Origin of the sequence: Lelliottia nimipressuralis (assembly GCF_041464075.1) — a bacterium.
Taxonomy (GTDB): domain Bacteria; phylum Pseudomonadota; class Gammaproteobacteria; order Enterobacterales; family Enterobacteriaceae; genus Enterobacter; species Enterobacter nimipressuralis.
The window spans coordinates 2516246-2530102 of record NZ_CP167172.1 but is presented as its reverse complement, the minus strand read 5'-3'; the positions used below and the strand labels follow the sequence as shown (position 1 = coordinate 2530102).

Annotated in this window: 9 protein-coding genes, 2 tRNA genes and 1 other RNA gene; 6 read left to right on the top strand and 6 right to left on the bottom strand. The window is 56.2% G+C overall.

All coding sequences use genetic code 11. The features are described from left to right. Positions 1 to 3: 3 nt before the first annotated feature. On the bottom strand, positions 4 to 357 hold the full coding sequence (locus tag ACB496_RS12010) for a DsrE/DsrF/TusD sulfur relay family protein (protein ID WP_100779921.1): 354 nt from the start codon (positions 355 to 357) through the stop codon (positions 4 to 6). 326 nt (positions 358 to 683) lie between these two features. On the opposite strand from ACB496_RS12010, the gene ACB496_RS12005 reads away from it, so the two are divergent. Next, the gene (locus tag ACB496_RS12005; RefSeq protein WP_371972632.1) at positions 684 to 2090 is read left to right on the top strand and encodes a YchO/YchP family invasin; all 1407 of its coding nucleotides are present in this window, start codon (positions 684 to 686) and stop codon (positions 2088 to 2090) included. A gap of 2 nt (positions 2091 to 2092) precedes the next feature. Here the strand turns inward: ACB496_RS12005 and narL are convergent, their stop codons facing one another. Together narL and narX are read right to left on the bottom strand one after the other, a co-directional pair. Next, entirely contained in the window at positions 2093 to 2743 is a 651-nt protein-coding gene (gene narL / locus ACB496_RS12000) for a two-component system response regulator NarL (RefSeq protein WP_100779923.1), read from the bottom strand. After that, entirely contained in the window at positions 2736 to 4532 is a 1797-nt protein-coding gene (narX, locus tag ACB496_RS11995) for a nitrate/nitrite two-component system sensor histidine kinase NarX (protein ID WP_371972631.1), read from the bottom strand. Before narX ends, narL begins: the two co-directional genes overlap by 8 nt. A gap of 310 nt (positions 4533 to 4842) precedes the next feature. Here narX and ACB496_RS11990 point away from each other — a divergent pair, with 310 nt between their 5' ends. The 5 genes from ACB496_RS11990 to narI all read left to right on the top strand — a co-directional run bounded on the left by ACB496_RS11990 (position 4843) and on the right by narI (position 13280). Continuing rightward, positions 4843 to 6240 carry a NarK family nitrate/nitrite MFS transporter gene (locus ACB496_RS11990; RefSeq protein WP_371972629.1) on the top strand — a complete coding sequence of 466 codons (1398 nt, stop codon included), beginning with the start codon at positions 4843 to 4845 and terminating at the stop codon, positions 6238 to 6240. 380 nt (positions 6241 to 6620) lie between these two features. Next, complete coding sequence (locus ACB496_RS11985; protein ID WP_371972628.1) at positions 6621 to 10364, top strand: nitrate reductase subunit alpha; 3744 nt, start codon at positions 6621 to 6623, stop codon at positions 10362 to 10364. Next, positions 10361 to 11896: a nitrate reductase subunit beta gene (narH, locus tag ACB496_RS11980; protein ID WP_102103888.1), complete on the top strand. Its 1536-nt coding sequence runs from the start codon at positions 10361 to 10363 to the stop codon at positions 11894 to 11896. Before ACB496_RS11985 ends, narH begins: the two co-directional genes overlap by 4 nt. Then, a complete protein-coding gene (gene narJ, locus ACB496_RS11975) occupies positions 11893 to 12603 on the top strand; it encodes a nitrate reductase molybdenum cofactor assembly chaperone (RefSeq protein ID WP_129035394.1) in 711 nt (236 codons plus the stop codon). The genes narH and narJ overlap by 4 nt, the downstream gene beginning before the upstream one ends. Next, complete coding sequence (narI, locus tag ACB496_RS11970) at positions 12603 to 13280, top strand: respiratory nitrate reductase subunit gamma (RefSeq protein WP_123427704.1); 678 nt, start codon at positions 12603 to 12605, stop codon at positions 13278 to 13280. The genes narJ and narI overlap by 1 nt, the downstream gene beginning before the upstream one ends. A 178-nt stretch (positions 13281 to 13458) precedes the next feature. Here the strand turns inward: narI and ACB496_RS11965 are convergent. From ACB496_RS11965 to ACB496_RS11955, 3 genes are all read right to left on the bottom strand, one after another. Then, a non-coding RNA gene (locus tag ACB496_RS11965) (RtT sRNA) lies at positions 13459 to 13589 on the bottom strand. Between the two features lie 41 nt (positions 13590 to 13630). Further along, positions 13631 to 13715 (bottom strand) — tRNA-Tyr (locus tag ACB496_RS11960). Between the two features lie 26 nt (positions 13716 to 13741). After that, positions 13742 to 13826: transfer RNA gene (locus ACB496_RS11955), tRNA-Tyr, on the bottom strand. Positions 13827 to 13857: the final 31 nt, after the last annotated feature.

Genomic DNA, 13857 nt, shown 5'->3' with positions numbered 1-13857 from the left:
TTATTAAAAAGTTAATACTTTATCGGCGGACAGGGTCCACTGCGCCAGTTCCACCAGGGTGCCAATCTCAACGCCGTCAATCAGCGGCAGGGCGGTGATCCCACGCCCGTCGGTGCAGGTCTTACACAGTTTCACGGGCACATTCTGGGCGGTGAGGATCTCAAGCATCTGCTGAATGTTATAGCCCTCTGCCGGTTTTTGCCCTTTCAGCCCGGCGGTGACGGCATCGGACATCAGAAACAGACGCAGCTCCAGTTCGCTCTCCTGATCGCGCAGGGCGATGGCGAGGCGCAGGCTGTTGAACAGGGATTCACTGCCGTAGGCCGCGCCGTTGGCGACGATCACAATTTTCTGCATGGTAACTCCTCAGTGCAATAAGGCACGGATAGGGCTTAGTCCACGGGATAACATTGACCCCGCAGAGTAAGCATGACGAATTTCAATGGCGGGCCACCCGGTGCCATCGAAGGGGGAACAGCATTAGCGGTCTTGCGCATATGCTACCGCGCGAGCGCGGTGGGTTAAACATCTGGCTGTGCGCGCCGGTAAAACGGTACGCGGTGGAGTGTAAAGCCAGCCTTTCGGGATATTCCTGAAATTGCCCTTAAGGCTGCAAAAATGTCCGGAACGCGTTAAGGTTAGCACTGTATTATCTTGCGATCTGGATCACAGTTACGACATTCATGATGGCTTCACCACACATTCGCGCGCTGCTGTTACTCCTCCTTATTCCGGCCGGAGCCGTTTCGGCTGCCTCCCGTTCATTTGAAGATCAGGCGAAAAACCCCTTTGATAACAACGGTGATGGCCTGCCGGATCTCGGGTTGGCTCAACCCTCCGGTGAGAGTGAAAAACATCTGGCGGAGATGGCGAAAGCCTTCGGTGAAGCAAGCATGACCGACAACGGCCTGACCACCGGTGAGCAGGCGCGCCAGTTTGCATTCGGTCAGGTGCGCGACGTCGTCAGCGGGGAAGTGAATCAGCAGATCGAGTCCTGGCTGTCGCCCTGGGGTAATGCCAGCGTCGATTTGCTGGTGGATGACGACGGCAAATTTACCGGCAGCAGCGGCAGGTGGTTTATTCCCTGGCAGGACAACAACCGCTATCTGAGCTGGAGCCAGCTCGGGCTGACGCAGCAAACCGATGGGCTGGTGAGTAACGCGGGCATCGGCCAGCGCTGGGTCGCGGGGAAATGGCTGCTGGGCTACAACACCTTTTACGATAATTTGCTGGATGAGAATTTACAGCGCGCCGGGCTGGGTGCCGAAGCCTGGGGCGAAAACCTGCGCTTATCGGCAAACTACTACCAGCCGTTCGCCAGCTGGCGCGACAGCTCCGACGTGCAGGAGCAGCGGATGGCGCGGGGCTATGACGTGACGGCCAAAGCCTGGCTGCCGTACTTTCATCATTTCAATACCAGCGTCAGTTTCGAGCAATATTTCGGTGATAACGTCGATCTGTTTCGCAGCGGCACCGGGTATCACAACCCGATGGCGGTAAACCTCGGGCTGGATTACACGCCTGTGCCACTTCTGACGTTTTCGGCGGCGCACAAGCAGGGCGAGAGCGGCGTCAGCCAGAATAATCTTGGCATGAAACTCAACTATCGCTTTGGCGTTCCGCTGAAAAAACAGCTCTCATCGGATGAAGTGGCGGCTACGCGCTCCCTGCGCGGAAGTCGCTACGATTCGCCGGATCGGTCCAGCCTGCCGGTGATGGAGTTCCGCCAGCGCAAGACGCTGTCGGTCTATCTGGCGACGCCGCCGTGGGATTTGCATCCGGGTGAAACCGTGAATCTGAAACTGCAGATCCGCAGTACCCATGGGGTGCGTCGTCTTCACTGGCAGGGCGATACGCAGGCGTTAAGTCTGACTTCACCACCGAATGCGAGCAGCAGCGATGGCTGGAGTGTGATACTTCCGGCCTGGGATGACCGCGAAGGCGCGACGAACCGCTGGCGGCTGTCGGTGGTGGTCGAGGATGAAGACGGGCAGCGTGTCTCTTCCAATGAGATCACGCTCTCTCTGTCGCCACCGCTGCTGGCAGTGCCGGATGACGATCCGAGATGGAAACTGCTGCCGGACGAATAAAACTAGAAAATACGCTCCTGATGAACCCAGACGGCTGCTTCAACACGCGACTTGAGCTTCATTTTCTTGAGCATATGTTTGACGTGCACTTTGACCGTACTTTCCGTGATATCCAGACGACGGGCGATCATTTTGTTCGGCAGGCCCTGAGCAATCAGCTTCAGGATGTCGCGCTCGCGCGGAGTCAGCTGGCTCACATCGCGGTCGGACGTCGCGCGGTTGGCGCGCAGGCTGGCGGCGAGCACCGGCGTTAAGGCTTCACTCAGTACCATTTCACCTGCGGCGGCCTGTTGCAGGGCTTTCAGCAGATCTTCCGGCTCCATATCTTTGAGCAGATAGCCATCTGCGCCGCGTTTTAGCGCGGTGACGACATCTTCTTCATGGTTGGAAACGCTGAACACCACGATGCGCCCGGAGAGGGACTTTTCGCGCAGTTTATCCAGGGTTTCCAGGCCGTTCATGCCCGGCATATTGAGATCGAGCAGGATCAAATCAGGATCGAGTGACTCGGCAAGTTCAATACCCTGTTCGCCGTTGCTGGCTTCGCCCACGACGGTGATATCTGCCGCCATGCTGACAAGTTGTTTTACGCCGGTGCGCAGCATCGGATGATCGTCGATCAACAGGATGGTTGCCGGTTCCTGATTAGTCATGGTTTTCTCCTTCGGAAGTGATTAGAGGCTTTTCGGGAATAAAGGTCACTACGACTTCAGTGCCGCCAGACTCTCCCCGGCGAACCTGGCAATCCCCGCGCAGGCTTTGCGCGCGGTCTCGCATAATAATTAACCCATAGTGGTTGGTGCGTTCAGCGTTTTCCGGCACGCCGCGGCCGTTATCCAGAACCGTCAGTTTCACCTGATTATCATGGTGCGTAACGGTCACCGTCACTGCCGTCGCATCGGCGTGCTTGAGCGCATTGCTCAGGGCTTCGCGGGCGATTTGCAGCAGATGAATGGCCTGATGGGAAGGGACAAAACGCGGCGGCAGCTGGTAGTCCAGCTTCACCGGGAAGCCCAGCCGGGCGCTAAATTCCAGACAGCTCGACTCTAACGCCGGGCGTAAACCGGGCTCGTTGAGCTGTAAACGGAAGGTGGTCAGCAGTTCGCGCAGCTGCACCCAGGAGGTGTTCAGCTCGTTGCGAATCTGACTCAATAATTCTTTGCTGGTGGGTGGCAGGGCATCGTCCTGCATTTGCAGGCAGCTGACCTGCATTTTGATACAGGAGAGCGACTGGGCTATTGAGTCATGCAGCTCGCGGGCAATGGTCGCGCGCTCCTCCATGACGATCAGTTGCTGCTGCTTTTCCTGATGGCGATCCAGCGCCAGCGTCGCCGTGAGCTGCTCGACCAACGTATCGACCAGTTGCTGCTGATCGTGGCTCAAATGGCGGCCGGTCGGCAGCGTGGCCAGCAAAATGCCGTACTGAGTGTGGTTGTCCGCGAGACGCCATTTCAGGGTTGTGCCGCTGCTGGCGGGCGTTGGTAACCCGCGCGGGCACAGGTGGCACCCTTTGTCATCGCAGGTCATATCCGACTGACAGGTGAATTCCTGATGGTTCTCTTCGTCTTCAACGTCATAGACCCGAAGTTCAATGTCATGCAGCAGGGTCAGATTTTGCAGGCCGTTAAGCACCGGGGAGAGGCGCTCGCAGAGCGGAACCTGAGAGTGCAGGCGTCGATTCGCCTGCCACAAGAACGAGAGGATTTCGTTTTTTTGCTCCAGCCCGGCGGTTTTTTCCTGTACGCGTTTTTCCAGTACCGCGTAGCTTTCGGCCAGCTCGCCGGACATATCATTCAGCGCCTGACCGAGCATCGCCATTTCATTGCGTCCGCTGATGTGCGCGCGCTGGGTGAAATCACGCTGAGTGACGGCGCGGGCCACGGCCAGCAGTTGCTTCCAGGGATAGAGCAGGCGAGCGCGCAGCCAGACGATGGTAAACACCAGCAGCAGCGCCATAAAAACAGCCATCACGCCGTGGACTGTGACCACGCGCTCAATACGCATTTCGGTGGAGGAGTCGAAAGAGGAGACCAGCGTGTCGATGCGCGCCACAAAACTCGCCACATCTCCGGCCACCGTATCAGGACTGTGCGCTTGCTGCAGTCCGGGTTTGAGCTGACTGTGCCAGTAGCCCTGCAGCGCGTTAAGCTGTTTTGTCTGACCATCGCGACGGGCGGCGATTTCCAGTTCCGGGCTAAATGCGGTACGCTCCATCTCATCCAGCAGGGGCTTGTCTTCCGCCGTCAGCGGCACTGCCGCCAGCAGGCGATAACTCTGCATACGCAGGGAGCCTGCCTCGTTAATGGCATGCGCGCTACCCTGAACGCCCTGTACCAGCCAGCCAGAGATCGCCATGCCGGTCACACCAATAGCGGTGGACAGCAACACGATAAGGGCTAGCTGGTTAACCAGCGTCAGCGGAGAGAAGAGTCGTTTTAACATGGGTTTGCCGGGCTCCTGATTTTGCCTGCCTCCAGGAATGGCGCTATTTTCATGCATACCCTGGAGTATACCCATACCAACAAAGGATTACTCCTAAATTGCCGCAGGGGTAATGGCCAGGGGGAGGGGGGACCGGCAAACCGTCAGCGCCGTTAAAAAACCACACCTTTTTTGACGAAATCATCTACTCACTAAGAGTCATGGCGTTTTTTTGAGCGTCTGACAGTCAACTTTTCCTTTGATTTATATCAACTTACCGCCTGCTTAAAACCCTAATGTTTGCAGCATCATTCGATAATCAGAGGTGTCTATGAGTCACTCATCCGCCCCGGAAAGGGCATCCGGAGCTGTTATAACAGAATGGCATCCGGAAGATCCGGCGTTCTGGCAACAGCGTGGTCAACGTGTAGCAAGTCGTAATCTGTGGATTTCTGTTCCGTGTTTGTTGTTGGCATTCTGTGTCTGGATGCTGTTCAGTGCTGTGGCGGTGAACCTGCCGAAAGTAGGCTTTAACTTCACGACCGATCAGCTGTTTATGCTGACCGCGTTACCTGCGCTATCCGGCGCGCTGCTACGTGTTCCTTACGCGTTCATGGTTCCGCTGTTTGGTGGTCGTCGCTGGACGGCGTTCAGCACCGGTATCATGATCATCCCTTGCGTGTGGCTGGGTTTTGCGGTGCAGGATACGTCTACTCCATTCAGCGTGTTTGTCATCATCGCGCTGCTGTGCGGTTTTGCAGGGGCTAACTTTGCCTCCAGCATGGCAAACATCAGCTTCTTCTTCCCGAAACAAAAGCAGGGCGGCGCGCTGGGTATTAACGGCGGGCTCGGGAATATGGGCGTGAGCGTGATGCAGTTGATCGCGCCGCTGGCGATCTCCATGTCTATCTTTGCTGTCTTCGGCGGCACCGGCGTGGAACAAGCAGACGGTTCTAAACTGTTCCTGGAAAACGCGGCCTGGATTTGGGTGCCTTTCCTGGTGGTCTTCACGCTGGCGGCCTGGTTCTTTATGAACGATCTGTCCGCGTCTAAAGCGTCGCTGAGTGAGCAGCTGCCGGTTCTGAAACGCGCCCACCTGTGGATCATGGCGCTGCTGTATCTGGCGACCTTTGGCTCCTTTATCGGCTTCTCCGCAGGTTTTGCGATGCTGTCGAAAACCCAGTTCCCGGACGTGCAGATCCTGCATTTTGCCTTCTTCGGTCCGTTTATCGGCGCTCTGGCACGCTCTACCGGCGGGATGATTTCCGACCGTCTGGGCGGGACTCGCGTCACGCTGGTGAACTTTGTCCTGATGGCGGTTTTCTGTGCGTTGCTGTTCCTGACGCTGCCAACCAACGGCCAGGGCGGTAACTTTATCGCGTTCTTCGCGGTGTTCATGGGACTGTTCCTGACGGCCGGTCTGGGGAGTGCTTCGACCTTCCAGATGATCTCCGTGATCTTCCGTAAGCTGACCATGGATCGTGTGAAAGCGCAGGGCGGTACTGAAGAGCGCGCGATGCGTGAAGCTGCAACCGACACCGCAGCGGCACTGGGCTTTATCTCAGCGATTGGCGCGATCGGTGGCTTCTTTATCCCGAAATCATTCGGCATCTCTCTGGAGCTGACCGGCTCCCCGGCGGGTGCGATGAAAGTCTTCCTTATTTTCTATGTCGCCTGCGTGGTGATCACGTGGCTGGTATACGGCCGGAATACTAAGAAAAATAAGTAAGTTTGATTATCCGTTTACGCGGCCTCAGTGCCGCGTTTTTTTTATCCTGCATTTAGTTACAACATACTTGTTGGGTGTAGAAACGGGAGCCGGGCTAACACTGTGATCGCCATCGCCTTGCAGCGGTATCTACCCCTTAATACCTAAGATGTTAAAAAAAGCGGGGCCATAAGGAGGATAAATATAAAATATCTATAAATAACAGATAGTTAAAAAATTAATTTTTCTACCGCTTTGGTGGTATTCGCCCTAATACCCTGCGTTACAGAGCCCGCTCGCCTTGATCGTTATCAATTCCCGCCATCTTTCATAGCGTTACCTTCGCTGCAAATCAGCAATGTCGATTTAGAGAGCCACAGGCTCCACACAGGAGATACCCGATGAGCAAATTTTTGGACCGGTTTCGCTACTTCAAGCAGAAGGGCGAGACCTTTGCCGATGGGCACGGTCAGGTTCTGGAAACCAACCGGGACTGGGAAGATGGATACCGTCAACGTTGGCAGCACGATAAAGTCGTTCGTTCTACACACGGTGTAAACTGCACCGGTTCCTGCAGCTGGAAGATCTTCGTTAAGAACGGTCTGGTCACCTGGGAAATGCAGCAGACCGACTATCCGCGTACCCGCCCGGATATGCCCAACCATGAACCGCGCGGCTGCCCGCGTGGTGCGAGCTACTCCTGGTATCTGTACAGCGCTAACCGTCTGAAATACCCGCTGATGCGTAAACGCCTGATGAAGATGTGGCGTGAAGCGAAAGTTCAGCACAGCGATCCGGTTGATGCCTGGGCCTCCATTATTGAAGATGCTGATAAAGCGAAAAGCTTTAAACAGGCGCGTGGGCGCGGCGGTTTTGTTCGTTCCTCCTGGCAGGAAGTGAACGAGCTGATTGCGGCCTCCAACGTCTACACCGTTAAAACCTACGGCCCGGACCGCGTGGCAGGCTTCTCGCCAATTCCGGCGATGTCGATGGTCTCTTACGCCTCGGGCGCGCGCTACCTGTCTCTCATCGGCGGGACCTGCCTGAGCTTCTACGACTGGTACTGTGACTTACCGCCAGCCTCTCCGCAGACCTGGGGCGAACAGACTGACGTTCCTGAATCCGCGGACTGGTACAACTCCAGCTATATCATCGCCTGGGGCTCTAACGTGCCGCAGACCCGTACTCCGGACGCCCACTTCTTCACTGAAGTACGTTACAAAGGCACCAAAACCGTTGCCGTAACGCCGGACTACGCCGAAATCGCAAAACTGTGCGATCTGTGGCTAGCGCCGAAACAGGGTACCGATGCCGCGATGGCGCTGGCGATGGGTCACGTCATGCTGCGTGAATTCCACCTCGACAAACCAAGCCAGTATTTCACCGACTATGTGCGTCGCTACACTGACATGCCAATGCTGGTGATGCTCGAAGAGCGCGACGGCTACTACGCAGCGGGTCGTATGCTGCGTGCGGCGGATCTGGTGGATGCGCTGGGCCAGGAAAATAACCCGGAATGGAAAACCGTCGCCTTCAACAATGAAGGGGATATGGTCGCGCCGAACGGCTCCATCGGTTTCCGTTGGGGTGAAAAAGGCAAATGGAACCTCGAGCAACGTAACGCGACCACCGGTGATGAGACCGAACTGCGCCTCAGTATGCTGGGCAGCCAGGACGATATCGCGGAAGTCGGATTCCCGTACTTCGGCGGCGAAGGTTCTGAACACTTCAAGAAAGTGGAGCTGGAAAACATCCTGCTGCACAAACTGCCGGTGAAACGTCTGAAACTGGCTGACGGATCGACCGCGCTGGTGACCACCGTTTACGATCTGACGATGGCCAACTACGGTCTGGAACGCGGTCTGAACGACGAAAACTGCGCAACCAGCTACGACGATATCAAAGCGTATACCCCGGCGTGGGCAGAGCAGGTGACGGGCGTGCCACGTGCACAAATCACCCGTATCGCGCGTGAATTCGCCGACAACGCTGACAAAACCCACGGTCGTTCGATGATTATCGTCGGCGCGGGCCTGAACCACTGGTATCACCTCGATATGAACTATCGTGGCCTGATCAATATGCTGGTGTTCTGCGGCTGTATCGGTCAGAGCGGCGGCGGCTGGGCACACTACGTGGGCCAGGAAAAACTGCGTCCACAGACCGGCTGGCAGCCGCTGGCGTTTGGCCTCGACTGGCAGCGTCCGGCACGTCACATGAACAGCACCTCCTATTTCTATAACCACTCCAGCCAGTGGCGTTACGAAACCGTGACCGCGCAGGAGTTGCTGTCGCCAATGGCGGATAAATCCCGCTATACCGGACATCTCATCGACTTCAACGTGCGTGCAGAACGCATGGGCTGGCTGCCCTCTGCGCCACAGCTGGGCACTAACCCGCTGCGCATCGCAGAAGAAGCGAAAAAAGCCGGCATGTCACCGGTCGATTACACCGTGAAATCCCTGAAAGACGGCTCGCTTCGCTTTGCGGCGGAACAGCCTGAAAACGGCAAAAACCATCCGCGTAACCTGTTTATCTGGCGTTCGAACCTGCTCGGTTCGTCCGGTAAAGGCCACGAATACATGCTGAAGTACCTGCTGGGCACTGACCACGGTATTCAGGGTAAAGATCTGGGCAAACAGGGCGGCGTGAAACCCGAAGAAGTCGAGTGGAAAGACAACGGTCTCGACGGCAAGCTGGATCTGGTGGTGACGCTGGACTTCCGTCTCTCCAGTACCTGTCTCTACTCCGATATCGTGCTGCCGACGGCAACCTGGTACGAAAAAGACGACATGAATACGTCGGATATGCATCCGTTTATTCACCCGCTGTCTGCGGCCGTTGACCCGGCGTGGGATTCCAAAAGCGACTGGGAAATCTACAAAGGCATCGCCAAAAAGTTCTCAGAAGTGTGCGTAGGCCACCTGGGTGTGGAAACCGACGTAGTGACTCTGCCCATCCAGCACGACTCCGCCGCCGAACTGGCGCAGCCGCTGGATGTGAAGGACTGGAAAAAAGGCGAATGCGACCTGATCCCAGGTAAAACCGCGCCGCACATCATTCCGGTGGAGCGTGATTATCCTGCCACCTACGAGCGCTTTACCTCTATCGGCCCGCTGATGGAGAAAATCGGTAACGGCGGGAAAGGCATCGCCTGGAACACCCAGAGCGAAATGGATCTGCTGCGTAAGCTCAATTACACCAAAGCGGACGGCCCGGCGAAAGGCCAGCCAATGCTGAACACGGCGATTGATGCGGCAGAGATGATCCTGACTCTCGCACCGGAAACCAACGGTCAGGTGGCGGTAAAAGCCTGGGCTGCACTCAGCGAGTTTACCGGTCGTGACCACACGCATCTGGCGCTGAATAAAGAAGACGAGAAAATCCGCTTCCGCGATATTCAGGCCCAGCCGCGCAAAATTATCTCCAGCCCGACCTGGTCTGGTCTGGAAGATGAGCATGTGTCCTATAACGCCGGGTATACCAACGTTCACGAGCTGATCCCGTGGCGTACCCTTACCGGCCGTCAGTCCCTGTATCAGGACCACCAGTGGATGCGTGATTTCGGTGAAAGCCTGCTGGTTTACCGTCCGCCAATCGACACCCGTTCGGTGAAAGAGGTGATGGGCGAGAAATCCAACGGTAACCCGGAAAAAGCGCTGAACTTCCTGACGCCGCACCAGAAGTGGGGTATCCACTCCACCTATAGCGACAACCTGCTGATGCTGACTTTAGGTCGCGGTGGGCCAATCGTCTGGATGAGCGAAGTGGATGCCAAAGATCTGGGCATCGTGGATAACGACTGGATTGAAGTGTTCAACAGCAACGGTGCGCTGACGGCACGTGCGGTGGTTAGCCAGCGTGTGCCAGCCGGGATGACCATGATGTACCACGCGCAGGAACGTATCGTGAACCTGCCGGGTTCTGAAATCACCCAGCAGCGCGGCGGTATCCATAACTCGGTGACGCGTATCACGCCTAAACCGACCCACATGATCGGCGGCTATGCGCAACTGGCGTACAGCTTTAACTACTACGGTACGGTCGGCTCCAACCGCGATGAGTTCGTGGTGGTGCGTAAGATGAAGAATATTGACTGGTTAGATGGGGAAGGTAATGACCAGGTACAGGAGAGCGTAAAATGAAAATTCGTTCACAAGTCGGCATGGTGCTGAATCTGGATAAATGCATCGGCTGTCATACCTGTTCAGTCACCTGTAAAAACGTCTGGACCAGCCGCGAAGGCGCGGAATACGCGTGGTTTAACAACGTAGAAACCAAGCCGGGCACCGGTTTCCCGACCGACTGGGAAAACCAGGAGAAATGGAAGGGCGGCTGGATCCGCAAGATCAACGGCAAACTGGTGCCGCGCATGGGTAACAAAGCGCTGCTGCTGGGTAAAATCTTCGCTAACCCGCACCTGCCGGGCATCGACGATTACTACGAGCCGTTTGATTTTGACTACCAGAATCTGCACAACGCGCCAGAAGGGAAACATCAGCCGATTGCCCGTCCGCGTTCACTGATCACCGGCCAGCGTATGGACAAAATCAGTAAAGGTCCGAACTGGGAAGACGATCTGGGCGGCGAATTCGAGAAACTGTCGAAAGATCAGAACTTCGAAAACATGCAGAAGGCGATGTACGGTCAGTTCGAAAACACCTTCATGATGTATCTGCCGCGTCTGTGCGAACACTGCCTTAACCCGGCGTGTGTGGCGACCTGTCCGAGCGGTGCGATCTATAAACGTGAAGAGGACGGCATCGTCCTGATCGACCAGGACAAGTGCCGCGGCTGGCGGATGTGCATTACCGGTTGTCCGTACAAAAAGATCTACTTCAACTGGAAGAGCGGGAAGTCCGAGAAGTGCATCTTCTGTTATCCGCGTATCGAAGCGGGTATGCCGACCGTCTGTTCTGAAAGCTGCGTAGGCCGTATTCGTTATCTGGGCGTGCTGCTGTATGACGCGGATGCGATTGAGACCGCCGCAAGCACCGAGAACGAGAAAGATCTCTATCAGCGTCAGCTGGACGTGTTCCTCGATCCTAACGATCCAAAAGTGATCGAGCAGGCGCTGAAAGACGGTATCCCGCAGAGCGTGATTGACGCCGCACAGCAGTCGCCGGTCTACAAAATGGCGATGGACTGGAAGCTGGCCCTGCCGCTGCACCCGGAATATCGCACGCTGCCGATGGTCTGGTACGTGCCGCCGCTGTCACCGATTCAGTCCGCTGCCGATGCGGGTGAGCTGGGCAGCAACGGTATTTTACCGGACGTGGAAAGTCTGCGTATCCCGGTTCAGTACCTGGCGAACCTGCTCACCGCAGGCGATACCCAGCCGGTGCTGCTGGCTCTGAAACGTATGCTGGCGATGCGTCATTTCAAACGTGCGGAAACGGTCGAGGGTGTGATCGATACCCGCGCGCTGGAAGAGGTAGGTTTAAGCGAAGCCCAGGCGCAGGAGATGTACCGCTATCTGGCGATTGCGAACTACGAAGATCGTTTCGTGGTGCCGAGCAGCCACCGTGAGCTGGCGCGTGAAGCCTTCCCGGAAAAGAGCGGTTGTGGCTTTACCTTTGGCGACGGTTGCCACGGTTCAGACAGCAAATTCAACCTGTTTAACAGCCGTCGCATTGATGCGATGGATGTGACCAGCAAAACGGAGCCGCACCAATGATTGAACTCGTCATTGTTTCGCGTCTGCTCGAGTACCCTGATGCTGCCCTGTGGCAGCATCAGCAGGAACTCTTTGATGCACTCGCGTCATCAGAAAATCTGGATAAAGAAGATGCACAGGCGCTGGGTATTTTCCTGCGCGATTTACTCACTCAGGATCAGCTGGATGCGCAGTCTGACTACAGCCAGCTGTTCGACCGTGGCCGTGCGACTTCGCTGCTGCTGTTCGAACACGTTCACGGTGAATCCCGCGATCGTGGTCAGGCGATGGTTGACCTGATGGCGCAGTACGAAGCTCAGGGCTTGCAGTTAGACAGCCGCGAACTGCCGGATCATCTCCCGCTGTACCTGGAATATCTGGCTCAGCTGCCGCGTGAAGAGGCGCTGGGCGGTTTGCAGGACATCGCGCCGATTCTGGCGTTGTTAAGTGCGCGCCTGAAGCAGCGTGAAAGCCGCTATGCGGTGCTGTTCGATCTGCTGGTGAAACTGGCGAATACCGCCATCGACAGCGATAAAGTGGCGGAGAAAATCGCCGATGAAGCGCGCGATGATACCCCACAGGCGCTGGATGCGGTCTGGGAAGAAGAGCAGGTGAAATTCCTTGCTGACCAGAACTGTGGCGAGTCAGAAATCTCGGCTCACCAGCGTCGTTTTGCCGGAGCTGTCGCCCCGCAATATTTGAATATCTCTAACGGAGGACAGCAATAATGCACTTCCTGAATATGTTCTTCTTCGATATCTATCCTTACATTGCGGGTACCGTGTTCCTGGTGGGCAGCTGGCTGCGCTACGACTACGGCCAGTACACCTGGCGTGCAGGCTCCAGCCAGATGCTGGATCGCAAAGGGATGAACCTGGCGTCTAACCTGTTCCACATCGGAATTCTGGGTGTGATTGCAGGCCATGCCTTCGGGATGCTGACACCGCACTGGATGTATGAAGCCTGGCTGCCGCTGGACGTGAAACAGAAAATGGCGATGTTTGGCGGCGGTGCTGCGGGCCTGATGTGTCTGGTGGGCGGTTTGCTGCTCCTCAAACGCCGTCTGTTCAGCCCTCGCATCCGTGCGACCACGACAGCTGCTGATATTCTGGTGATGGCTGTGCTGGTGATTCAGTGCGCCCTGGGTCTGGCGACGATTCCTTTCTCTGCCCAACATATGGACGGCAGCGAAATGATGAAACTGGTTGGCTGGGCGCAGTCTGTGGTGACCTTCCACGGCGGGGCGTCCGCGCATCTGGATGGTGTGGCGTTTATCTTCCGCATGCATCTGGTGCTGGGTATGACGCTGTTCGTGCTGTTCCCGTTCTCGCGCCTGGTGCATATCTGGAGCGTGCCGGTCGAGTATCTGACGCGTAGATATCAGATCGTTCGCGCACGTCGCTAAGCGGCACATGCTGAATGAACAAAACCCTGCTTCGGCGGGGTTTTTTTGTTTATAGAAACGAATCTTCACGAGAGAAAAACTAATGCGCAAAACCAAGTAGATATTTACAAGAGGAAGAAAGGTGGACGGAAATAGGAAATATTGCGCGAACAAAAAAGTTGGGATTTGGTCTGAGAAATGGTGGCGGGGGAAGGATGACTCAGCGCGTTGCGCTTCGCCCTTCGGGTCGTTGCCTTCGGCAACGCTTTCTCGCTACGCTCGAATCGAACCTTAGTCGAAGCTTCTCATCCTTCCCCAATGGGAATATGAAATATTGTGCGAACAGAAAAGTTGTGATTTGGTCTTCGAGATGGTGGCGGGGGAAGGATTCGAACCTTCGAAGTCGATGACGGCAGATTTACAGTCTGCTCCCTTTGGCCGCTCGGGAACCCCGCCAGGGGTATAATGCTTGAGCGTTGAGATGGTGGTGGGGGAAGGATTCGAACCTTCGAAGTCGATGACGGCAGATTTACAGTCTGCTCCCTTTGGCCGCTCGGGAACCCCACCACGGGGTAATGCTTTTACTGGCCTGCTTCCT